Source organism: Sphingomonas sp. Sph1(2015) (assembly GCF_001970915.1).
GTDB lineage: Bacteria > Pseudomonadota > Alphaproteobacteria > Sphingomonadales > Sphingomonadaceae > Sphingomonas > Sphingomonas parapaucimobilis.
Genome location: NZ_MQUI01000020.1, coordinates 32,753 through 52,649, shown reverse-complemented (window position 1 = coordinate 52,649; position 19,897 = coordinate 32,753). Strand labels below are relative to the sequence as shown.

At 67.9% G+C, this 19,897-nt stretch carries 22 protein-coding genes; 9 read left to right on the top strand and 13 right to left on the bottom strand.

Annotated features, from left to right (window positions below; genetic code table 11):
- Nucleotides 1-307 precede the first annotated feature (307 nt).
- On the bottom strand, nucleotides 308-787 hold the full coding sequence (locus tag BSZ14_RS10180) for a GNAT family N-acetyltransferase (protein ID WP_076710826.1): 480 nt from the start codon (nucleotides 785-787) through the stop codon (nucleotides 308-310).
- The gene (locus BSZ14_RS10175) at nucleotides 784-1,680 is read right to left on the bottom strand and encodes a DMT family transporter (protein ID WP_076710825.1); all 897 of its coding nucleotides are present in this window, start codon (nucleotides 1,678-1,680) and stop codon (nucleotides 784-786) included. Before BSZ14_RS10175 ends, BSZ14_RS10180 begins: the two co-directional genes overlap by 4 nt.
- Nucleotides 1,681-1,920: 240 nt before the next feature.
- On the opposite strand from BSZ14_RS10175, the gene BSZ14_RS10170 reads away from it, so the two are divergent.
- Nucleotides 1,921-2,691, top strand: a complete 771-nt coding sequence (locus BSZ14_RS10170; protein ID WP_076710824.1) for a transporter — start codon at nucleotides 1,921-1,923, stop codon at nucleotides 2,689-2,691.
- Between the two features lie 132 nt (nucleotides 2,692-2,823).
- On the opposite strand, the gene BSZ14_RS10165 is transcribed toward BSZ14_RS10170, so the two are convergent.
- Nucleotides 2,824-3,237, bottom strand: a complete 414-nt coding sequence (locus BSZ14_RS10165) for an NUDIX hydrolase (protein WP_076710823.1) — start codon at nucleotides 3,235-3,237, stop codon at nucleotides 2,824-2,826.
- The gene (gene ispG, locus BSZ14_RS10160; RefSeq protein ID WP_042486590.1) at nucleotides 3,234-4,361 is read right to left on the bottom strand and encodes a flavodoxin-dependent (E)-4-hydroxy-3-methylbut-2-enyl-diphosphate synthase; all 1,128 of its coding nucleotides are present in this window, start codon (nucleotides 4,359-4,361) and stop codon (nucleotides 3,234-3,236) included. The genes BSZ14_RS10165 and ispG overlap by 4 nt, the downstream gene beginning before the upstream one ends.
- 60 nt (nucleotides 4,362-4,421) lie before the next feature.
- Between ispG and BSZ14_RS10155 the strand changes: the two genes are divergently transcribed.
- The 3 genes from BSZ14_RS10155 to BSZ14_RS10145 are packed head-to-tail and all read left to right on the top strand — an operon-like array spanning nucleotide 4,422 to nucleotide 7,468.
- A complete protein-coding gene (locus tag BSZ14_RS10155; RefSeq protein WP_089413620.1) occupies nucleotides 4,422-5,615 on the top strand; it encodes an acyltransferase family protein in 1,194 nt (397 codons plus the stop codon).
- Nucleotides 5,616-5,658: 43 nt separating this feature from the next.
- Nucleotides 5,659-6,585: an isoaspartyl peptidase/L-asparaginase family protein gene (locus BSZ14_RS10150; RefSeq protein ID WP_076710822.1), complete on the top strand. Its 927-nt coding sequence runs from the start codon at nucleotides 5,659-5,661 to the stop codon at nucleotides 6,583-6,585.
- A 10-nt stretch (nucleotides 6,586-6,595) separates the two neighbouring features.
- The gene (locus BSZ14_RS10145; protein WP_076710821.1) at nucleotides 6,596-7,468 is read left to right on the top strand and encodes a S1/P1 nuclease; all 873 of its coding nucleotides are present in this window, start codon (nucleotides 6,596-6,598) and stop codon (nucleotides 7,466-7,468) included.
- 140 nt (nucleotides 7,469-7,608) lie between these two features.
- Here the strand turns inward: BSZ14_RS10145 and pal are convergent, their stop codons facing one another.
- The 6 genes from pal to BSZ14_RS10115 form a co-directional block, all read right to left on the bottom strand.
- Complete coding sequence (gene pal / locus BSZ14_RS10140; protein WP_076710820.1) at nucleotides 7,609-8,133, bottom strand: peptidoglycan-associated lipoprotein Pal; 525 nt, start codon at nucleotides 8,131-8,133, stop codon at nucleotides 7,609-7,611.
- A 60-nt stretch (nucleotides 8,134-8,193) separates the two neighbouring features.
- Entirely contained in the window at nucleotides 8,194-9,603 is a 1,410-nt protein-coding gene (tolB, locus tag BSZ14_RS10135) for a Tol-Pal system beta propeller repeat protein TolB (RefSeq protein ID WP_076710838.1), read from the bottom strand.
- 217 nt (nucleotides 9,604-9,820) lie between these two features.
- The gene (locus tag BSZ14_RS19635) at nucleotides 9,821-10,831 is read right to left on the bottom strand and encodes a cell envelope biogenesis protein TolA (protein WP_076710819.1); all 1,011 of its coding nucleotides are present in this window, start codon (nucleotides 10,829-10,831) and stop codon (nucleotides 9,821-9,823) included.
- On the bottom strand, nucleotides 10,831-11,289 hold the full coding sequence (tolR, locus tag BSZ14_RS10125) for a protein TolR (protein ID WP_076710818.1): 459 nt from the start codon (nucleotides 11,287-11,289) through the stop codon (nucleotides 10,831-10,833). Before tolR ends, BSZ14_RS19635 begins: the two co-directional genes overlap by 1 nt.
- A gap of 13 nt (nucleotides 11,290-11,302) precedes the next feature.
- Nucleotides 11,303-11,995: a protein TolQ gene (gene tolQ, locus BSZ14_RS10120; protein ID WP_042486604.1), complete on the bottom strand. Its 693-nt coding sequence runs from the start codon at nucleotides 11,993-11,995 to the stop codon at nucleotides 11,303-11,305.
- The gene (locus tag BSZ14_RS10115) at nucleotides 11,992-12,462 is read right to left on the bottom strand and encodes a YbgC/FadM family acyl-CoA thioesterase (RefSeq protein WP_076710817.1); all 471 of its coding nucleotides are present in this window, start codon (nucleotides 12,460-12,462) and stop codon (nucleotides 11,992-11,994) included. Before BSZ14_RS10115 ends, tolQ begins: the two co-directional genes overlap by 4 nt.
- 95 nt (nucleotides 12,463-12,557) lie before the next feature.
- Here BSZ14_RS10115 and BSZ14_RS10110 point away from each other — a divergent pair, with 95 nt between their 5' ends.
- Both BSZ14_RS10110 and BSZ14_RS10105 read left to right on the top strand, forming a co-directional pair.
- Nucleotides 12,558-12,986: a hypothetical protein gene (locus BSZ14_RS10110; RefSeq protein ID WP_139330404.1), complete on the top strand. Its 429-nt coding sequence runs from the start codon at nucleotides 12,558-12,560 to the stop codon at nucleotides 12,984-12,986.
- Entirely contained in the window at nucleotides 12,983-13,189 is a 207-nt protein-coding gene (locus tag BSZ14_RS10105) for a helix-turn-helix transcriptional regulator (protein WP_076710815.1), read from the top strand. The genes BSZ14_RS10110 and BSZ14_RS10105 overlap by 4 nt, the downstream gene beginning before the upstream one ends.
- 3 nt (nucleotides 13,190-13,192) lie before the next feature.
- On the opposite strand, the gene BSZ14_RS10100 is transcribed toward BSZ14_RS10105, so the two are convergent.
- The 3 genes from BSZ14_RS10100 to BSZ14_RS10090 all read right to left on the bottom strand — a co-directional run bounded on the left by BSZ14_RS10100 (nucleotide 13,193) and on the right by BSZ14_RS10090 (nucleotide 16,817).
- Entirely contained in the window at nucleotides 13,193-13,990 is a 798-nt protein-coding gene (locus tag BSZ14_RS10100; RefSeq protein WP_139330402.1) for a hypothetical protein, read from the bottom strand.
- A 242-nt stretch (nucleotides 13,991-14,232) separates the two neighbouring features.
- Complete coding sequence (locus BSZ14_RS10095) at nucleotides 14,233-15,219, bottom strand: NAD(P)H-dependent flavin oxidoreductase (protein ID WP_076710837.1); 987 nt, start codon at nucleotides 15,217-15,219, stop codon at nucleotides 14,233-14,235.
- 347 nt (nucleotides 15,220-15,566) lie between these two features.
- Nucleotides 15,567-16,817, bottom strand: a complete 1,251-nt coding sequence (locus tag BSZ14_RS10090) for an aspartate kinase (RefSeq protein WP_076710813.1) — start codon at nucleotides 16,815-16,817, stop codon at nucleotides 15,567-15,569.
- A 54-nt stretch (nucleotides 16,818-16,871) separates the two neighbouring features.
- On the opposite strand from BSZ14_RS10090, the gene ubiG reads away from it, so the two are divergent.
- The 3 genes from ubiG (at nucleotide 16,872) to BSZ14_RS10075 (ending at nucleotide 19,896) form a co-directional block, all read left to right on the top strand.
- A complete protein-coding gene (ubiG, locus tag BSZ14_RS10085) occupies nucleotides 16,872-17,609 on the top strand; it encodes a bifunctional 2-polyprenyl-6-hydroxyphenol methylase/3-demethylubiquinol 3-O-methyltransferase UbiG (RefSeq protein ID WP_076710812.1) in 738 nt (245 codons plus the stop codon).
- A 119-nt stretch (nucleotides 17,610-17,728) separates the two neighbouring features.
- Nucleotides 17,729-19,162 carry a hypothetical protein gene (locus tag BSZ14_RS10080; protein ID WP_076710811.1) on the top strand — a complete coding sequence of 478 codons (1,434 nt, stop codon included), beginning with the start codon at nucleotides 17,729-17,731 and terminating at the stop codon, nucleotides 19,160-19,162.
- A complete protein-coding gene (locus BSZ14_RS10075) occupies nucleotides 19,159-19,896 on the top strand; it encodes a polysaccharide deacetylase family protein (protein ID WP_076710810.1) in 738 nt (245 codons plus the stop codon). The genes BSZ14_RS10080 and BSZ14_RS10075 overlap by 4 nt, the downstream gene beginning before the upstream one ends.
- Nucleotide 19,897: the final 1 nt, after the last annotated feature.

The window sequence follows — 19,897 nt, the reverse complement described above, 5'->3', positions numbered from 1 at the left end:
AGGGCAATCCCGGATCCAGAGGAGAAGCCGGTCCGTGGCCTTCGACTTCGGCGCAGCGCGCCGAAGTTTATCCTGAGCGGCTGGCTTGCCAGCCAGCCGAAGGGCTCAGGCTGAACGGAGCGGGGGGATGCGGCGTTGGCGTAGGGAAGAACAAGAATGGTTCGCGCGGAGGCGCGGAGGGCGCAGAGGTGTTGAACCCTGAGGCATGCCTCGCTCCTGCATCTCCGGCGGATTGTTGCGGGATGCGGCCAGCAGCGGGCGAGACACCTCTGCGTCCTCCGCGCCTCTGCGCGAACCCTATCTTGGTCTACCGCCCCGCGAGCCGCTCCAGCGCCGCCCCCGACACCCGCTGCACCGTCCACTCCTCCATCGCCTGTGCCCCCATCGCCCGGTAGAACTCCACCGCAGGCGTGTTCCAGTCGAGCACCGACCATTCGAACCGCGCCCAGCCCCGATCACGGGCGATTCCCGCCAGATGGATCAGCAGCGCCTTGCCCACCCCGGCCCCGCGCGCGGCGGGCGTGACGTACAGGTCCTCCAGATACAGCCCCCGCCGCCCGGTCCAGGTCGAGAAATTGGCGAAGAACAGCGCAAAGCCGACCGCCTGCCCGTCCCGCTCGGCGATCACCGCCTCCGCCGCCGGAGGAACGCCGAACAGCGCTTCGGCCAGCATCGGCTCGGTGGCGACGACCGCGTCCGGCTCGCATTCGAACGCCGCGAGTTCGCGGACGAAGCCGAGGATCGTGGCGGTGTCGGCCGGTTCGGCCGGACGAAGGATGATGCTCATAAACCTGCCTCGCTCTGTGGTCCGGGCGCGACCGGCCGCCGCACCGCCACCACGCACCCGGCGATGATCAGCACCGCCCCCGCCAGCGTGAACAGCGAGACATGCTCGCCGAACACCGCATAACCCAGGCACGCCGCCCAGACGAAGGCGGTATATTCGACCGGCGCCAGCACCTGCGCCTCGGCGCGCGCATAGGCCCATGCGAGCAGCAGCGCCGACAGGCTGCCCAGCAGCGCGGCGATCACGATGCTCGGCCATTGCTGCGCGGCGGGCCAGCCCGAGACGAAGGGCGCGGCGGGCGTCATCAACACCGCGATGACCAGCATGGTGAACAGCGCGACCTCGGTGGGACCCGCCACCTGCGCCTGACGCCGCAACAGCACCAGGCTGACCGCATAGAGGATCGAGGCGACGAGGATTGCCAGCGACCCCAGCACGACCTGGGTGGATGCCTGCGCCTGAACCTCGCCGCCCGCGATCACCAGCACGCCAACCCCGGCGATCAACGACCCCAGGATCGCCGCGCGCCGCACCGTCTCGCCCAGCATGAAGGCGGCCAGGAACAGCGCGATCAGGGGCGAGAGAAAGGTCAGCGCGATGCTCTGCGCCATCGGTACGCGCGCCAGCCCCCAGAAGAACAGCAGCACCGACGCGCCGCCCGTCGCCCCGCGCGCGATATGAAGGACCAGCACTTCGCGCGTGGGCCAACGTCCCCGCTTGGCCAGGAACAACGCACCCGTGATCGCCACCCCGACCCAGGACCGCCACAACACCGCGCTATAGGCCCCGCTATCGATCGACAGCCGCTTCATCAGCGTGTCCATCACCGAATAGATCGCGATACCCAGCGCGGCGGCGCCAAAGGCGATGACGGGGGAGGTGCGCGCGCTCATGGCGCAAGCGATACCGGGGCAACGGGGGAAAGGCGAGACGGCAATCCTCCCCGCACGCGGGGAGGTGGCAGGGCGTAGCCCTGACGGAGGGGGGCTTCCCCATGGGATGTCGCCGGCGGCACGCCCCCCTCCACCATGCTACGCATGGTCCCCCTCCCCGTGCCGGGGAGGATTTTCCGGGATTAAACCCCATCCCGCATCCGTTGCCCCTTGGGAACAGGACACCAAGGGACAAAGGGAATGAAGACGCTAATCGTCGCGACGGGTCTGGCGATGCTGCTGGCCGCCCCCGCGGGCGCGCAGGTCACCGCCTCGGTCGGTGCGGACTATGCGTCGGGCAGATACGACACCAGCCAGGAGGTGCGCAGCGCCAGTTCGACCTTCGGGCTGCGCGTCAAGCGCAAGCGGGTGACGGTCTTCGCCGCGCTGCCCGTGGTGCAGGTCGATGCGCCGGGCAATGTCGTCGCGCCGGGCGGGCCGTTGGGCCTGCCTCTGTTCATCGACCCGACCAAGCCCGCGACCCGCGTGAAGCGCAGCGGGCTGGGCGATGCGGTGGTCGGTGCATCGGTCCAGGTGATCCCGCCGCACCGCCATCACCTCGCCCTTGCGCTGACCGGCAACGCCAAGCTGCCCACCGCCTCCGCCGCGCGCGGGCTGGGAACGGGCAAGGCGGATTACTCGATCGTCGCGGAGGCGGCGGTGCCGGGCAAGGTCACGCCCTTCGCGGCGGTCGGCCACAGCTTTGTCGGGCAACCCGACGGCTATGCCTTGCGCGACGTGACCAGCGCACGGGGCGGCGTCGCTCTCGGGATCGGCAAGGCGAGCGAGGTCAGCGTGTCGTACAATTATGCCTCACGGGCCAGCGATCAGGTCGCCGACCGGCAGGAGATCGGCGCAGGTCTGGATACCGCTTTGTCGCAGCGACTGTCGCTAGGCGTGCAGGGCAGTGCCGGGGTCAGCAAGGGCGCACCCGATGTTGGCGCAGGCGTCCGGCTGGGGCTGCGGTTGTAACGCTCCTCCCCGGTACGGGGAGGGGGACCGCCGCGAAGCGGTGGTGGAGGGGGCGTGCCGCAAAGGGCGTCGTGTGAGGCAGCCCCCCTCCGTCAGGGCTGCGCCCTGCCACCTCCCCGTACCGGGGAGGATTTAGCCAAGCACCAGCATCTGGCGATACCAGGGCAGGATATGGTCGCGGAGCAGCGGCGCCAGCGTCAGGGTTTCCACCGTCCCGCCATCCACCCACATCGCTTCCTCGATCTCTGCCGCCGGAACAGGCACGTGCGTGCTGCGCAGGTGGAAGACCGTCGCGTCGATCCGATGCCCTGGCTCATTGGCCGCCGCCGCCGAGAACCGGCCGATCAGCCTCAGGTCGTCCACGCCCACACGCAGGCCGATTTCCTCGTCCAGTTCGCGGACCAGCGCGGCGGCGGGGTCTTCGCCCGGTTCGATCTTGCCGCCCGCCTGCATGAAGCAGGACGTGCCCGCCTTGCGCACCAGCAGCAACCGCCCCGCCCCGTCCTCGATCAGGGCGGCGGCGATGCGGAGGACGGGAGCCGTCACTCCGCCGCGATCGCGGCCTTCGCCGCATCGGCGGCGTCCAGTTCGGCGGCCTTGGCCTCGACCAGCTTGACGATATGTTCGACCATGTCGGCATCCTCGACCGTGTGGTCGGTCAGGCCCGACAGATAGACCATATGCTTGCCGTTACCGCCGCCGGTCACGCCGATATCAGTCTCGCGCGCTTCGCCCGGACCGTTGACGACGCAGCCCAGCACCGACAGCGACATGGGCGTGCGGATATGCTGGAGCCGTTCCTCCAGCACCTGCACGGTGCGGATCACGTCGAAGCCCTGTCGTGCGCAGGACGGGCAGGACACGACACGCACGCCGCGATTGCGGATGCCCAGCGCCTTCAGGATCTCGAAGCCGACGCGCACCTCTTCCTCCGGCTCCGCCGACAGCGAGACGCGGATCGTGTCGCCGATCCCGAACCAGAGGAGCGAACCGATGCCGATCGAGGACTTGACCGTCCCGCCGATCAGGCCGCCCGCCTCGGTAATGCCCAGATGCAGCGGACAGTCGGTCGCCTCGGCCAGCCCCTGATAGGCGGCCACCGCCAGGAAGACGTCGGACGCCTTCACCGCCACCTTGTATTCGTGGAAGTCATGGTCCTGGAGCAGCTTGATATGGTCGAGCGCCGATTCGACCAGCGCCTCGGGGCACGGCTCGCCATATTTTTCGAGCAGGTCCTTCTCCAGCGATCCGGCGTTCACGCCGATGCGGATGGCACAGCCATTGGCCTTGGCGGCACGGACGACTTCGGCGACGCGCTCGGACGATCCGATATTGCCCGGATTGATGCGCAGGCAGGCCGCACCCGCGTCCGCCGCTTCCAGCGCGCGCTTATAGTGGAAATGAATGTCCGCGACGATCGGCACGCGCGCCGCCTTGGTGATCTTGGCCAGCGCGGCGGTCGAATCGGTGTCGGGGCAGGAGACACGGATGATGTCCGCCCCCGCCTCTTCGCAGCGCCGGATCTGGTCGAGCGTGGCGACCGGATCGCTGGTCGGCGTGTTGGTCATGGTCTGCACGGTGACGGGGGCGTCGCCGCCCACGGGCACGTTGCCCACCATGATCTGACGGCTTTGGCGGCGGGCGATATCACGCCAGGGACGAATGGACATGGACCCCTATATACGCGCAGCGAGTTGCGGTTCAAAGTCAGTGCTGTACCAGACCCGCAAATGACCGCCGCCGCCCCCATCCCCCGCCATTACGGCCTAGACTGGTTGCGGATCGGTGCCTTCGCCATCCTGATCCTCTATCATATCGGCATGGTCTTCGTACCCTGGGGCTTTCACGTACAGCTGGCGAGCCTGCCCTGGGTCGCGATCCCGATGCTGGCGAGCAATCCGTGGCGGCTGATGCTGCTGTTCGTTGTGTCGGGCTATGCCACGCGCGCGCTGGCGGTGCGGCATCCGACCATCCTCAGCTTCGCGCGGGGACGCAGCATCCGGCTGCTCGTGCCGCTGCTCTTCGGCGTCTGCGTGCTGGTGCCGCCGCAGATCTGGGCCGAGCTGGCGAGCAAATATGGCTATGCCGCGTCTTATTGGGTTTTCTGGGCGCGTGACTGGCTCAGCTTTCGCGTGATCGGCGGCGTGGTGCCGACGCCCGCCTGGAACCACCTGTGGTTCGTCGGCTATCTGTGGGTCTATACCATGGCGATCGCGCTGCTGCTGGCGGTCGGGCACCGCTGGGCCGGGGCGGCGCAGCGCGTGTTCGACCGGGTGTTGGGCGGCTGGGGCGGCGCGGTGCTACCCGTGGTCGGGCTGCTGCTGATCGATATCCGCTTCTTTCCCGGTCAGTCGGAGACCCATGCGCTGCTCGGCGACTGGCTCGCCCATGCGATCTATTTCCCGGCGCTGCTGTTCGGCTTCGGCATGGCCGGGTCGGAGCGGGTGCTGGACAGCTTCCGGCGCGGCTGGGCGGTTGCGGGCGTCATCGCGCTGGCCAGCTATGCGGTCGCGGCCGGGCTGGAATGGCGCTGGCCGGGACTGATGGGCGCGCCCAAGGGGTTCGGCATCCTGTTCGCGGGCGCACGGGCAGTGCAGGGCTGGATGGCGGTCGTCGCGCTGATCGGCATAGCCGAGCGATTCTGGAACCGCGACCACCCATGGCGGCGGACGCTGACCGAGGCGGTGTTCCCCTTCTATCTGATCCATCAGACGATCATCATTCTGGTCGCCTTTGCCCTGCGCGGGCTGGGCTGGCCGCTCTGGCTCGATGCCGTGATCCTGATCGCGGCGACGGTGGCGGGATGCTGGGCCTTTTACCGGATAGGCCGCGAGGTGAAGTGGCTGCGCCCCCTGATCGGCCTGAGGCCCCATCGGGCGGATCGGCCTTCGGCCTCGGGGGATGGCAGCAAGCCTGCGATCTGATAGGGGCGCGGGCGATTTCCCTGACAGTTTCGGAGTTTCGCCCATGTCCCCATCCTGGTCGCTGGTCATTCATGGCGGCGCGGGCCGGATCACCCGTGATGTCCTGACGCCCGAGCAGGATGCGGGCGCGCGCGCCGGGCTGGATGCCGCGCTCAAGGCCGGGTCGGCGGTGCTGGCCGAGGGCGGCAGCGCACTGGACGCGGTCGAGGCGGCGGTGCGCGTGCTGGAGGACGATCCGCACTTCAACGCCGGGCGAGGGGCCTGCTTCACGCGCGAAGGCACCAACGAACTCGACGCCGCGATCATGGACGGGCGCGACCGGCGCGCGGGTTCGGTCGCCGGGGTGAGACGCACCCGCAACCCGGTGTCGCTCGCCCGCAAGGTCATGGCGGCCAGCCCGCATGTCCTGCTTGCCGGGCCGGGCGCGGATCGCTTCTCGGCGGAACAGGGGCTGGAGCAGGTCGACCCCGCCTGGTTCCACACCGACGAGCGGCGGCGGCAGCTCGACGAACTGCTCTCCCGCAACGCCGACGCCTTCGACAGCGACATGAAATATGGCACGGTCGGTGCGGTCGCCTGCGACTGCCAAGGCCATGTCGCCGCCGCCACCTCGACCGGGGGCGTCACGGGCAAACGCTGGGGGCGGATCGGCGATTCGCCGCTGATTGGTGCGGGCACCTATGCCGACGATCGGGCCTGCGCGGTGTCGTGCACCGGCTCGGGCGAGGTCTTCATCCGCGTGGGCGTCGGGCATGAGATCGCCGCGCGCCGCCGCTTCACCGGCGAGAGCATTCAGGCCGCCGCCGATACGGTGCTGGCCGAAGTTAAGGCGCTGGGCGGCACCGGCGGCACGATCGTCGCTGCGCCCGACGGCACCATCGCGTGGAGCATGACGACGGCGGGCATGTATCGCGGTCGGGCGACATCGGCAGGCGAACATCAGGTGGCGATCTACGCCGACGAGGGATAAAAGGCGCGCCATGAAGCACTTGCGTATCCTCCTCGGGATGCTGGCGGGCCTGTTCGGCAGCCTGTCCCTCGCCTCCCCCGCCGCCGCCTATTGGGAATATGGCCACGAGACCGTCGCGGCCATCGCCTGGGCGAACATCACCCCCCATGCCCGCGCGGAAATCCGCCAGATCCTGCGCGCACAGGCCCAGCTCGACACGCCGACCTGTCCGGTGCGGACGATCGAGGAGGCCAGTGTCTGGCCCGATTGCGTCAAGCCGCTGAAGGATGAAAACGGCAAGTCGCGCTTCGGCTATGCCTATGTCTGGCATTATCAGAATATCGACATCTGCCAGCCCTTCCGCCTGCCCCCGGCCTGCGACACGGGCGACTGCGTGTCGGCACAGATTCCGCGCCAGCTCGCCATCCTGAAGAACAAGCGCTCGGGCGCGAAGGAACGGGTGATGGCGCTGGCCTTCCTGGTCCATTTCGTCGGCGACCTGCACCAGCCGCTCCATGCGGGCGACAAAAGCGACAAGGGCGGCAACGACACCCATGTCGATTACGGCACCTATGCGACGCCCCGCCTGAACCTGCATTCGATCTGGGACGGCCTGCTCGCCGAGCGCGCGATCTCGACCCCGCCCAAGCTGGTCCGCGCCTATCCGGCGGCCGAGCGGCGGCGCGAGTCGGCGGGTGACGTGACGGCGTGGAGCCGCGAGAACTGGGCCATCGCCAAGCGCGCCTATGCCGCCGCGATGGGCGGCGATCCGTGCCAGCCGACGCCGGCGCATATGAAGATGGACGAAGCCGCGATCCGCGCGATGGCGCCGGTCGAGCGCGAGCAGGTGAAGCGTGGCGGGCTGCGACTGGCGAAACTGCTGAACAGCGCGTTCCGGGGGTAATCCTATCCCTCCCCATCTTTGATGGGGAGGGGGACCGCCGCGAAGCGGTGGTGGAGCGGCAGACGGACCGGCCACGCCCCTCCACCACGCCCAATGGGCGCGGTCCCCCTCCCCAAGCAAGCTTGGGGAGGATTGGACGGTCAGCTCAGTACCACCGTCACGGCACGACGGTTCTCGGCATAGCTGGCTTCATCCGAACCCAGCGCGATCGGGCGTTCCTTGCCATAGCTGATGACGTTCATGCGCTCGGGCGAGACACCGCGCGCCGCCAGGTAATTCTTGGCCGCGTTCGCACGACGGTCACCCAGTGCGAGATTGTATTCGCGGGTGCCGCGCTCGTCGCAATGCCCCTCGATGGTGATGCGGACATTGGGATAGCGTGCCAGCCACTGCGCCTGGCTGTCCAGGATCGCGCGCGACTGGGGATCGATGTCATATTGGTCGAGCCCGAAATGGATCGTGTTCGACGTCACCGAGCGCTTGAAGTCGGCGTCCGAGCCGGGAACGATCGCGCCGTCCGGGTTGGTGGTCGCGCCCGCATTGGGATCGACGCCGGTGCCTTGGCTGACAGGGGCTGGCGGCAGCACTTCGGGGCGCTTCTTGGCACAGCCTGCCATGGCGATCGCCATGGTGGCGACGACGAGCGTGGTCTTGATCTTGGTCATCGGACTCTCAACTCCCTACAGATTGGTTTGGCCCCCGAAACTCTTTACTGGCGCAACTCTTTACTGGCGCAGCGGCCCCCAGGCCGGGTCCGACCCGTCGAGCGGCGTCGGAATGCGGCGCTCGTTGACGCCGGTCAGGTCGACCATCCACACATCCGCCTTGCCCGACGACCCTTGCGTCGAACGCTGGAAGGTGATGACCCGGCCGTTGGGCGACCAGCTCGGCCCTTCGTCCTGCCAGCTGTTGGTCAGCAGCTTCTCGCCGCCGCCCGACGGGCTCATGATGCCGATGCGGAACGCCCCGCCCAGCTTGGTAAAGGCGATCAGGTCGCCGCGCGGGCTCCAGACCGGCGTCGCATAGCGCCCGCCGCCAAAGCTGATCCGCTGCTGGTTCGAGCCATCGGCATTCATGACATAGATTTGCTGCCCGCCCGAGCGATCGCTCTCGAACACGATCTTCGATCCGTCGGGCGAATAGCTGCCGCCGGTGTCGATGCCGGGTGCGTTCGTCAGGCGCTGCGGCGTCCCACCTTGCGACGACACGCGGTAGATATCGGTATTGCCGCCCTGCGCCATCGAGAACAGGATCCAGCGGCCATCCGGCGAGAAGCGCGGCGCGAAGGTCGTCGCGGCGTTCTGCACCACCAGCCGCTGACGCCCGGTGCCGATGTCATAGACATAGATGGCGGGCCGCTTGTCGATATAGGACATATAGACGATCGACTGCTGGTTCGGCGCGAAACGCGGGGTCAGCACGATCGACTGGCCGTTGGTCAGGAAGCGGTGATTCGCACCGTCCTGGTCCATGATCGCCAACCGCTTGATGCGCCGCGCCTTCGGCCCCGTTTCCGAGACATAGGTGATGCGGCTGTCGAAATAGGGGCCTTCGCCGGTCAGCTTGGTATAGATGGTGTCGGCGCATTTGTGCGCCGCGCGCCGCCAGTCGCCCGGCGTCACGACGAAGCCCTGCCGCGCCAGCTCGCTCTTGGCCAGCACGTCGTACAGATAGCATCCGACCGTGAGCGTGCCGTCGCCATTGGCGCGGACATAACCCTGAACCAGCGCCTGCGCGCCGGTGCCGTTCCAATAGTCGAAGGCGGGCGCGGTCACTTCCGGAAAGGACACGGTGCGCAGCTGCGCGGGCGGGATCGGCGTGAACAGCCCCGAATTGCGCAGGTCGTTGGCGATGATCTCGGACAGTTTCTGCCCCACCACATCGGTCGTGCCCGCCGGGGTCTGCACCACCGCACTGGTCGGCATGGCGGGGATGGCGATCGGCATCGGTGCGGAGATACCGCCCTCGACATCGACGACCAGCCCTTCCTGCCCGTTCGCGGGCTGGGTGGCGGGCTGCTGTCCGGCGGGGGCCGCCGGTTGCGCCTGCGGGGCCGGTGCGGGCACGTCCTGCGCACCGACGGCACTGGCCGCCAGTGCCAGCGTAAGCGGCAGGGTCAGCAGGGAACGGGGCATAAACATGATCCTCAACCCGGGAGTCCGAAACATAGTAGACCATCGCTCCAGCCGCCGGGCGCTCCATTATGCGCCGATGGCATGTCGCGTAATGGACAGTTTGTGAAAACCGCCGTCACCTTGGTAACGATCCCTTGCGCGCCTGTCGCCCGGCACGCGGCCACCGCGTCAAAGGGGATCGACACCGGGCAGGGACGAAGCGACGGACCGATCATCCTCAACCCGGCAGCTTGTAGCGCAGCGTGAAATTGCTCCAGCCGCCCGGTACGTCGTACAGCTCCGCCGGGAGCCCGCGCAGCGGCGAGCAGCCCTTGAAGGTGGCGATCGCCAGATCGTCGACGCGATCGACATAGCGCTCATTCTCGCCATCGACGCCGCTGTGCCCGACGACACGCGGCGCAGCGGCCAGGCTGCCGTCCTTGTTGAGGTGGAGGTTGATCGCGACACGAATCCGTTCCGCGCCCGGCCCCGGCGTCACCTGCCGGTTGGCGCAGGGCTGCACCTGCCGCAGGATCGCCGAGGCGATGTTGGCCAGCTGCTGCGCACCGATCCTGGCGGCGGGCGCGGCCTGCGACTTGGACGGCGACGGATCGGCCGACAGCCCCTTCAGGAAGTCGGCACCCAGATGCGAGCCGCGCGGGCGCGTAGTCTTCGCCGTCTCGCTCTTGCCGCTGCCGCGTGCCGGGGTCGTCGGCTTGGGGGCTGCCGCAGGCTTGGCTTCCGACCGGGTCGGACGCGTAGGCGCGGGCTTGGCCTCACGGACCGGCTTGGCCGGAGCGGGCTTGGCGGGCGCAGGCTTTGACTTCGGTTGCGGCTTGGGCTGCGGCCGTTCCACTGGTTTGGGCTTGGGTTCGGGCTTTGGCACCGGACGCGGCTTGGGCGCGGGTTCGGGTTTGGGCTCCGGCCTGGGCTGGGGCTTGGGTTGCGGCTTCGGCTGAGGCGCGGGCGGCGGCGGCGCGGGCTGGGGTTCGGGTTCGGCCTCCACCGGCTCGGGAGGCGCGGCGTCCTCGGGCGCGCCTTCTTCCGGCGCCACCGACTGCGCCGCCTGCTGGTTCGGTGTCGGCGACGCGGCGTCCAGCGCGACATCCTTCACCAGCGAGATGTCGATCGGCGTGACCTTCAGCTTTTCCGGGTTCGGCGTCGACAGAAAGCCGACCGACAACAGGCCGAACAGGACGATATGCCCTGCGACCGCGATCGCCAGCCCGGTCCGTTCCCCACGCTCCATCAGCGGGCGCCCGCCCCCTCGCCCGCGCCGCCCTCTACGGTGACGAGCGATACGCGGTTCAGCCCGGCGCGGTTCAGCTCGCCCATCACACGCATCACCCGGCCATAATCCAGCGCCCGGTCGGCGCGCAGATAGACCTGCGGCACCTGTCCGTCGGGGCCTTTGCGCGCCGCGATCGCGTCGAGCTTCGCGGGCAGGTCGCCTTCGGTGATCTCGTCATCGTTCAGGAACATGCGCCCCTGTTCGTCGATCGCGATCTGTTCGGGCTTCTGCTCCTGGTCCAGCGCCTTGGCGCGGCTGTCGGGCAGGTTCACCGGCACGCCGCTGGTCAAGAGCGGCGCGGTCACCATGAAGATGATGAGCAGCACCAGCATCACGTCGACCAGCGGCGTGACGTTGATATCCGCCATCGGCGCGCGGCGCCCCCGGCCGGAGCGGGAGGGGAGGTTCATGGCCATCGCCGCTACCCTTTCAACGCGCCGCGTCGAGCTGGCGGCTGAGCGTGGTGTGAAAACCGTCGGCGAAGCGGTTCAGCGACGCCTCGACCCGGTTCACGCCGTGGCTGAACCGGTTATAGGCGATCACCGCCGGAATGGCGGCGAACAGGCCGATCGCGGTGGCGAACAGCGCCTCCGAAATGCCCGGCGCGACGACGGCCAGCGAGGTGTTCTGCGCCTGCGCGATGCCGGTGAAGCTGCGCATGATGCCCCAGACGGTGCCGAACAGCCCGACGAACGGCGCGACCGAGCCGACCGTCGCCAGCACGTTCAGCCGGTCCGACAGCTTGTCGATCTCACCCGCCACGGCCGATCCCATCGCGGTGGCAAGCCGCTCGCGCGTGCCGTCGCGGTCGATATGCCCGCCCGCGGTCGAGCGCCGCCATTCCTGTACCCCCGCCGAAAAGACCCGCGCAGAGGGCAGTTCATTGTCCTGCTCCATCCGGTGGAAGGCGTCGATATCCTCCGCCTTCCAGAAATCGCGCTCGAACCGGGTCATGCCCTTTTTCGTGCGCGCCAGCTTGCGTGAAAAGGCGACGATGATCGTCCAGGTCCAGATGCTGGCGAGCAGCAGGCCGATCATCACGAACTTCACCACCCAGTCGGCGTGGATGAACAAAGCGACGGGCGACAAACTGGCGGCATCCATGTTGAAGACGGGATTCATGGGTGTTGAGTGTCCCCTTGCCAGACAAGGCGTTGGTAGATGGCGATCCAGTCGGCGGGCTGCCGACGCGGGCGACCGTTCGGGCCGACCCACGCGACGGTCACGCGCGCGTCGGTCAGCTTGACCGCCCCGCACCTGACTGTCTGATGAATGACGACGCGCACCGCACTGACCTCGATCAGTCGGGACTCGACGATCAGGTCGTCGTCGAGCCGCGCGGAGGCGGCATAGCGGATGGCGATATCGGTGACGGCATAGGCGCCCTGCCCCGCCTCATGCGCGGCGCGCTGGTCGATCCCGGCGACGCGCAGCATGTCGGAACGCGCGCGCTCCATATAGCGCAGGTAATTGGCGTGATAGACCACGCCCGACAGGTCGGTATCCTCGAAATAGACACGCACCGCGAAGCGATGCTCCTGCCCCTCGAAGCGGCCGCCCTTCGGCTGGTCTTCTCCCGTCACCGTCATGGTGACTGCCCGTTAACCCATCCATCCGGGGGAAGGAAGGCACTTGCGCGCCTGTTACCTGCGGGTTACATGATACCTATAGGTTACAGGAGGTCGTGATGAATCTCGTGGAGAATGCTGAACGGCGGAGCCAGATGCGGGCGGCGCTATTCTATGCGCTGGCGATGATATTGCTGTTGATGACGACGATCCAGTTCCTGGCGGGACTCGGCGAATCCACGCCCCGGCTTCTGCTCTGGCTGTTCGTAATCGGGCTGGCCGCCCTGAACCTCAGTAGCCTCCCGTTCCGCTGGAGCCGGTGTGGACCGATATCCCGTCTCATGAATGACGAGACGACCAAGGATCACCGGCGATCAAGTTTTGCCGCTGGCTTTTGGGCTATGATCCTGTCGGCGGCGGCGACCATGGTGGTGTCGACCTTCCAACCATTGGGTGCAGCGGCCCTGGGTCGAATCACGATCACCGCCGGGCTGATGGCCGCGCTGATCGCCTTCGCCACATTGGAGCTGCGCGCCAGCCGATGAACGAGATGCTCGCCAACGACCTGAAAGCCGCGCGTGAGGCGGCGGGGCTGACCCAGGGTGGCCTCGCCGAGGCGATCGGGGTCAGCCGCAAGACGATCAACACGGTGGAGAACGGCGTCTTCCAGCCCTCGACCCTGCTCGCGCTCAAGCTGGCGCGCGCCCTGGGCCGACCGGTCGAATCGCTGTTCTGGATCGCCGACTGACGCTTACCGGATCGCGGCCGGATCGACCTTCAGCGAGGGCGGATTGATGACCGGCGGGGTATAGGGCTTGGCGGCGGGCACCGGCTGGCTCGACAGGACCGGACCGCTCGGCGCGCTGGCGGGGGCGATGGCGGGGGCCGCGCTGCTGGCGATGGACAGCGGGGCGACGCCCTGCTGCACCGGCACCATCGTGCCCGCCCGCCAGGCGTCATAGGCGCGGAAAAAGGCGATGAAGGGCGCGTTGAGCTTGTCCAGCCGCTCGGCCGCCTTCATGTCGAACGCCGAACCGGAAGCGGTGCTGATATCGGCCAGCACCTCGTCGGCGGCGGCGCAGAAGGTCTTGCGCACCGGCGTGATCGAGAAGAAATTGTAGAGCCGGGTCATCGCGTCGTCATAATTGTCGCGCCAGTCGCCGCCCTGCGCCTGATACTCCGCCGAATAGCGCTTTTCCGCCGCCGCCAGCTCGATCCGCTGGACGGTCAGCATGGTGTTGTAGCGGGTGACGATCTGCCCCTCATCCGGTCCGCGACAGGCCAGCGCGGCGACGTTGAGGCCCGAGCGCAGGTGCCAGACGGTGGCCGCGCTGGTCAGCGAGCGATTGGGCGTGGCGTAATTGCCATCGGGCAGAAGCGCGGGGATTCGCATGCCCGGCGTGGCACCGGCGGGCATCGGCGCGCGGACATATTGCGGCTGGGCCGGCACCATGACCGGCGGCGGCGCGACCTTGGCCGTTTCGCGCGCGGCGCAACCCGCCAGCGACAGGCCGATCGCCAAACCCGATACAATACGCAAACTCGCCATGACCCTGATCCTCGGAAAACCCCGCCCCCCGGTTATGGGCCACGTCATGCCGAAACAAGGTTAATACGTCGTAACCCGTGCGATGAAACGAGGCGTATGTCCGAGGGGTGGAAATCCTCCCCGGCATGGGGAGGGGGACCGCCGCGAAGCGGTGGTGGAGGAGACGCACCATCAAGGGCATCCCTCGGGGAAGCCCCCCTCCGTCAGGCCTTCGGCCTGCCACCTCCCCGTACCGGGGAGGATCAGGCGGCGCGGGCGACCAGCGCAGCGGCGGCTTCGGCCATCAGCTGGGCGAGGATATCGGCGATCGGCTCTTCCTTGGTCACCATGCCGACCGACTGACCCGCCATGACGCTGCCATGCTCGACATCACCCTCGATCACCGCGCGGCGCAGCGCGCCTGCCCAATAATGTTCGATCTGGAGCTGTGCCTCCATCATCGCCACCTTGCCCTCGTCGAGCGCCTGGGCGACTTCGCGCTGCTTGGCGGTGAAGAGTTCGCCGCCCGCATTCTTCAGCGCGCGGACCGGGATGACCGGCAGGCGCGGGTCGATCTGCACGCTCGCCACCGCGTCGCGGGCCGAGGCGCGGATGAACGCCTTCTTGAAATTGGGATGCGCGATCGACTCGGTCGCGCAGACGAAGCGTGTGCCCAGCTGAACGCCCGCCGCGCCCATGTCGAGATAACCCGCGATCGCCTCGCCCCGGCCGATGCCGCCCGCGACGAAGACGGGAAGCTGGGCCGCGATCTCAGGCAGCATTTCCTGCGCCAGCACGCTGGTCGAAACCGGGCCGATATGGCCGCCCGCCTCCATGCCCTCGATCACCAGCGCGTCGACGCCCGAGCGGATCAGCTTCTTGGCGAGGCTCAGCGCGGGCGCGAAGCAGATGACCTTGGCGCCGGTGTCCTTGATCGCCTCCAGTGCGCCCTTGGGGGGCAGGCCGCCGGCGAGCACGACATGGCCGACCTGGTGACGGCCGCAGACCGCGACCAGGTCGAACAGCTGCGGGTGCATGGTGATGAGGTTCACGCCGAACGGGCGCTGCGTCATCGCCTTGGTCGCGGCGATTTCCGTGTCGAGCAACTCGGGCGTCATCGCGCCGCACGCGATCACGCCGAAGCCGCCCGCGTTCGACATGGCGGAAACGAGATTGCGCTCCGACACCCAGGACATGGCGCCCGCCATGATCGCCATGTCGGCGCCAAGGAACTCCGCGCCGCGCGCCATGCGGGTGGCGAGACGCTGTTCGCCGGTGGTGGTGGTCAGGGTATCGGTCATCTTTGCTCCATGCCGTGGAGCGGGGCGGACGGCAAGATTTTGGTTCACGCGAAGCCGCGATGACGCGAAGAGTTTGTTCGCGCGGAGACGCGGAGCCGCGGAGATATCCGGCGCGCGGCAGCGCCATCACTTCATCAACGATGGTTGACAAGGGAGCGGCGGCGCGGCTGGATACACCCCCTCCGCGTCTCCGCGCCTCCGCGCGAACCATTCTTCTTGAAGGCGCTTCGCGTCTTCGCGGCTTCGCGCGAACAAAAAGCCCCCTCCCCGGACACAACCGAAGAGGGGCCGACCGATTACGCCGCTTCGGCGTCCAGCCCATAGGCAGTGTGCAGCACACGCACCGCCAGTTCGGTGTAATCCTCCTCGATCAGCACGCTGACCTTGATCTCCGACGTGGTGATGGCGAGGATGTTGATCCCGCGCGCGCCCAGCGTCTGGAACATGGTCGAGGCCACGCCCGCATGGCTGCGCATGCCGACGCCGACGACCGAGATCTTGGCGACGCGGGTGTCGTGGACCAGATTGCCATAGCCGATCTCGCCGCTCGCCTTTTCCAGCACGTCCAGGCTGCGCGCCAGATCGGCCGAGGGCACGGTGAAGGTCACGTCCGTCGAGCCGGTCGAATGGGCGATGTTCTGAACGATCATGTCCACATTGATCCCCGCATCGGCCAGCGGCGCGAAGATCGCGCCGACCGCGCCGGGGCGATCGGGCACGGCGGTCAGGGTGATCTTGGCTTCGTTCTTGTCGTGCGCGATGCCGGTGATAAGCTGGCGTTCCATATCGTCGATTTCCTCTTCGCCCACGATCAACGTGCCGCGATGTCCGTCTTCGTCCCGTGCGTCCTCGAACGAGCTGAGCACCCGCACGCGCACCTGTTCCTTCATCGCCAGACCCACCGAGCGGGTCTGGAGCACCTTGGCACCGACGCTGGCGAGTTCCAGCATCTCTTCATAGGTGACCTTCGACAGTTTCCGCGCGCGGGGTACGATGCGCGGGTCGGTCGTGTAGACGCCGTCGACATCGGTATAGATGTCGCACCGTTCCGCCTTCATGGCGGCGGCGACCGCCACCGCGCTGGTGTCCGAACCGCCGCGCCCCAGCGTCGTGACCCGGTTGCCCTCGGCCACGCCCTGGAAACCGGGGATCACCGCGACCACGCCGCTGGCGAGGCTCTGGTCGAGCGCGGTGGTGTCGATCTCGCCGATCCGTGCCTTGGCGAACGCCGTGTCGGTATGGATCGGCAGCTGCCAGCCCAGCCACGACCGGGCGGGGACGCCCATCGCCTGGAGCGTGATCGCCAGCAACCCGCTGGTGATCTGTTCGCCCGCCGAGACGACGACGTCATATTCCTGGGGATCGTAAAGCGACGAGGCCTCGCGGCAGAAACCGACCAGCCGGTCGGTCTCGCCCGCCATCGCGGAGACGACGACCGCGACCTCATGGCCCGCCTCCACCTCGCGTTTGACCCGCGCCGCCACGTTGCGGATGCGCTCGATTCCGGCCATCGAGGTGCCGCCGAACTTCATCACGATACGGGCCATGCGGTTTTTGCCAATCTCCTTGGGGTAAAACGGCGGTCCTGATAGGTAGCCCCCATGACGAACGCAAGCGATTTGAACGATTCTACCATTATTGGGGCCGAAGCCGCACATTTCGGAAAGATGGCGGCGGATTGGTGGGACCCCAAGGGGTCGAGCGCGATGCTGCATCGACTCAACCCGCCCCGGCTGCGCTATATTCGCGAGCAGATCGACCTGCACTGGAACGCCGATGGTCAGGGCTTCACGCCCTTGAAGGGCAAGCGCGCGCTGGACGTCGGATGCGGCGCGGGGCTGCTGTGCGAGCCGCTGGCGCGACTCGGCGCAGAGGTGACGGGGCTTGACGCCGCGCCGGAGAATGTCGCGGTCGCCGCCGCCCATGCCGCACAGTCGGGCCTCGAGATTCATTACCGCGCGGGCAGCGTCGAGGGGCTGGCGGGCGAGACGTTCGATCTCGTCACCTCGCTGGAGGTGATCGAGCATGTGTCCGATCCGGCGCGATTCGTGCGCGGGTTGGCCGATGCGCTGGCGCCGGGCGGGCTGATGATCCTGTCGACGCCCAACCGCACGCCGCTGTCGAAGCTGGCGCTCATCACGCTGGCCGAGGGGACCGGGCGAATCCCCAGGGGCACGCATGACTGGTCGAAGTTCCTGACGCCTGACGAACTGTCGGCGCTGCTGACCGAGGCCGGGCTGACGGTGCGCGACGTGCGAGGACTGAGTTATTCGCCGACCAAGGGCTTCATGGTCAGCGACTCGACCGCGCTCGATTATTTCGTGACGGCGACCCGCTAATCTCCCCTCCCCTTCAGGGGAGGGGCCGGGGGCGGGGCGCTTCCGCAAGCCCTGCGCCCGTCGACAGGCCCCACCCCACCCCCTCCCCTGAAGGGGAGGGGCTCGTTCGGGATACCCGCATGCCATCTTTCGACCGCTCTACAATTCTAAACCCGAACCGCCTCCTGATCCTACTCGCCGTCGCACTGGTCGCCCGCGCGCTGACCTTCGGCAATCCGGTGGTCCATGTCGATGAGGAGTTCTATTTCTTCACCGGCCATTCGATGTGGCAGGGGGCATGGCCGTTCGTCGACGTCTGGGACCGCAAGCCGGTCGGGCTTTTCCTGCTCTATGCCATACCCGCCGCCTTCGGTTTTCCGGCAGGCATCTGGGTCTATCAGATGATGGCACTGGCGAGCGTGGTGGCGACCGCATGGCTGATCGCACGGATGGCGGAGCGACTCGGCTGGGGCGCGGGCGCGACGGCGGCGGGGATCGCCTATATTCTGTGGCTCGACCTGCTGGGCGGTCAGGGCGGACAGGCGCCGGTCTTCTACAATCTGGTGATGATGGGCGCCGCCTGGGCGATCCTCGAATCGGATCGGCGGGGGGTGCGCAGCCTGGGACTGCTCGCGATGGCGCTGGTCGGCATCGTGCTCCAGATCAAATATTCGGCAGTGTTCGAGGGGGTGGTGTTCGGCCTCTGGCTGCTCGCCAGCGAATGGCGACGGCGCCGGTCACCGGCTGCATTGGTCCTCTACGGCACGGCACTGGTTGCCGTATCGCTCGCGCCGACCGCGCTGGCGGCGGGCGTCTATGCCGCGATCGGGCAGTGGGACGCCTTTCTCTACGCCAATTTCCTCTCGATCTTTCATCGCAATCCCGATCCGCTGGGCGAGTTGGCGGGCAATCTGGGGCAGATGGTCCTGATCCTGTCGCCGATCGTCACACTGGCGGTGCTGGGGCTGAAGCGGACGGAGCGCGACAGCGAGCGGACGTTCCTCGCCGTCTGGCTGGGCGCGGGCGTGGTCGGCGTGCTGCTGTTCCGGCCGTGGTTCGACCATTATGGCCTGCCGATCCTGCTTCCGGCCTGCACAGCCGCCGCCGCGATGCTGGGCCGCGAGGACTGGCGGCGGCGTCATACCCCGGCCCTGCTGCTGACCGTGGCGCTGGCAGGGCAGATCGTGCTGCTGTCCCTGCGCCACGAGCGCGGCGACGCGACCGAGTTCGCCGCCTTGTCACAGGCGGTCGGCAAGGGGCCGGGGTGCCTGTACGTCTATTCGGGCAGCACCATGCTCTATGTCGCGACCCAGCGTTGCACCCTGTCGCACTGGATTGTCCCTGCGCATCTCAGCCGCGCGCGCGAAGCCGGGGCGACCGGCGTCGACCAGGATGCGGAGATCACCCGCATCCTCTCGCAGCACCCCGCCGTCGTCGTGATGCGCCCACCCTATAATGGCGAGCGAGCCGCCGCCCATGCGCGCGTGCTGGCGGCGATGGCGGATGGCTATCGGCTGGCCGCGAAACTGCCGATGGGCAATGAGATGATCCGCGTCTATAAATCCGCGCGATGAAACGCCTTCTCGCCTCGATCCATGACGTGTCCCCCCGGTTCGAGGGAGCGGTCGACGCGCTGTTCGACCGGCTGTCGGGGCATCTGGGCGGTCCGCGCCTGGCCATGCTGGTCATCCCCGACCATTGGAACAGCGCGCCGATCGCGCCGGGCACGCCCTTCGCCACGCGCCTGCGCGACTGGGCGGACATGGGGATCGAGATGTTCGTCCATGGCTGGTCGCACAAGGACGACATGGTCCATACCGACTCGAAAACTGCGCTGAAGGCCAGGCACATGACCGCCGGCGAAGGCGAATTCGTCGGCTTGCCCCGCGCCGAAGCCCTGCGGCGGATGCAGCGCGGCACCGCGCTGATCGAGGATATCATCGGCCGCCGCGCGACCGGCTTCATCGCGCCCGCCTGGCTCTATTCGGATGAAGCACGCCTCGCATTGGGGGATGCGGGTTTCGGACTGGCGGAGGATCATTTCCGCGTCTGGACGCCGACTGACGGCAAGATTATCGCACGCGGCCCCGTCGTCACCTGGGCGAGTCGCTCGCGCGGGCGGCAGTTGAGTTCGCTCGCCGCCGCCGCCGTGCTGCGCCATGGCCTGCGCCCGACGCCAGTCGCCCGTGTCGCGGTGCATCCGGGCGACAATGGCGTGCCCGCTTTGCTCGACAGCATCGACAAGACCTATGCGCGCCTCGCCCGTACGCATCGGCCGTCACGCTACGCGGACCTTCTCGCCGCCTGAA

Excerpts from the sequence above, each read along its gene's own strand:
- BSZ14_RS10100 (WP_139330402.1), bottom strand. The coding sequence starts at position 13,990 with ATGGCGAGTTTGCGTATTGTATCGGGTTTGGCGATCGGCCTGTCGCTG.
- BSZ14_RS10075 (WP_076710810.1), top strand. The coding sequence starts at position 19,159 with ATGAAACGCCTTCTCGCCTCGATCCATGACGTGTCCCCCCGGTTCGAG.
- BSZ14_RS10150 (WP_076710822.1), top strand. The coding sequence starts at position 5,659 with ATGTCCCCATCCTGGTCGCTGGTCATTCATGGCGGCGCGGGCCGGATC.
- ispG (WP_042486590.1), bottom strand. The coding sequence starts at position 4,361 with ATGTCCATTCGTCCCTGGCGTGATATCGCCCGCCGCCAAAGCCGTCAG.
- BSZ14_RS10115 (WP_076710817.1), bottom strand. The coding sequence starts at position 12,462 with ATGACGGTGACGGGAGAAGACCAGCCGAAGGGCGGCCGCTTCGAGGGG.
- BSZ14_RS10105 (WP_076710815.1), top strand. The coding sequence starts at position 12,983 with ATGAACGAGATGCTCGCCAACGACCTGAAAGCCGCGCGTGAGGCGGCG.
- BSZ14_RS10170 (WP_076710824.1), top strand. The coding sequence starts at position 1,921 with ATGAAGACGCTAATCGTCGCGACGGGTCTGGCGATGCTGCTGGCCGCC.
- BSZ14_RS10090 (WP_076710813.1), bottom strand. The coding sequence starts at position 16,817 with ATGGCCCGTATCGTGATGAAGTTCGGCGGCACCTCGATGGCCGGAATC.
- pal (WP_076710820.1), bottom strand. The coding sequence starts at position 8,133 with ATGACCAAGATCAAGACCACGCTCGTCGTCGCCACCATGGCGATCGCC.
- BSZ14_RS10155 (WP_089413620.1), top strand. The coding sequence starts at position 4,422 with ATGACCGCCGCCGCCCCCATCCCCCGCCATTACGGCCTAGACTGGTTG.
- BSZ14_RS10180 (WP_076710826.1), bottom strand. The coding sequence starts at position 787 with ATGAGCATCATCCTTCGTCCGGCCGAACCGGCCGACACCGCCACGATC.
- tolB (WP_076710838.1), bottom strand. The coding sequence starts at position 9,603 with ATGCCCCGTTCCCTGCTGACCCTGCCGCTTACGCTGGCACTGGCGGCC.
- BSZ14_RS10145 (WP_076710821.1), top strand. The coding sequence starts at position 6,596 with ATGAAGCACTTGCGTATCCTCCTCGGGATGCTGGCGGGCCTGTTCGGC.
- tolQ (WP_042486604.1), bottom strand. The coding sequence starts at position 11,995 with ATGAATCCCGTCTTCAACATGGATGCCGCCAGTTTGTCGCCCGTCGCT.
- BSZ14_RS10175 (WP_076710825.1), bottom strand. The coding sequence starts at position 1,680 with ATGAGCGCGCGCACCTCCCCCGTCATCGCCTTTGGCGCCGCCGCGCTG.
- BSZ14_RS19635 (WP_076710819.1), bottom strand. The coding sequence starts at position 10,831 with ATGGAGCGTGGGGAACGGACCGGGCTGGCGATCGCGGTCGCAGGGCAT.
- tolR (WP_076710818.1), bottom strand. The coding sequence starts at position 11,289 with ATGGCCATGAACCTCCCCTCCCGCTCCGGCCGGGGGCGCCGCGCGCCG.
- BSZ14_RS10095 (WP_076710837.1), bottom strand. The coding sequence starts at position 15,219 with ATGGCGCGCGGCGCGGAGTTCCTTGGCGCCGACATGGCGATCATGGCG.
- ubiG (WP_076710812.1), top strand. The coding sequence starts at position 16,872 with ATGACGAACGCAAGCGATTTGAACGATTCTACCATTATTGGGGCCGAA.
- BSZ14_RS10080 (WP_076710811.1), top strand. The coding sequence starts at position 17,729 with ATGCCATCTTTCGACCGCTCTACAATTCTAAACCCGAACCGCCTCCTG.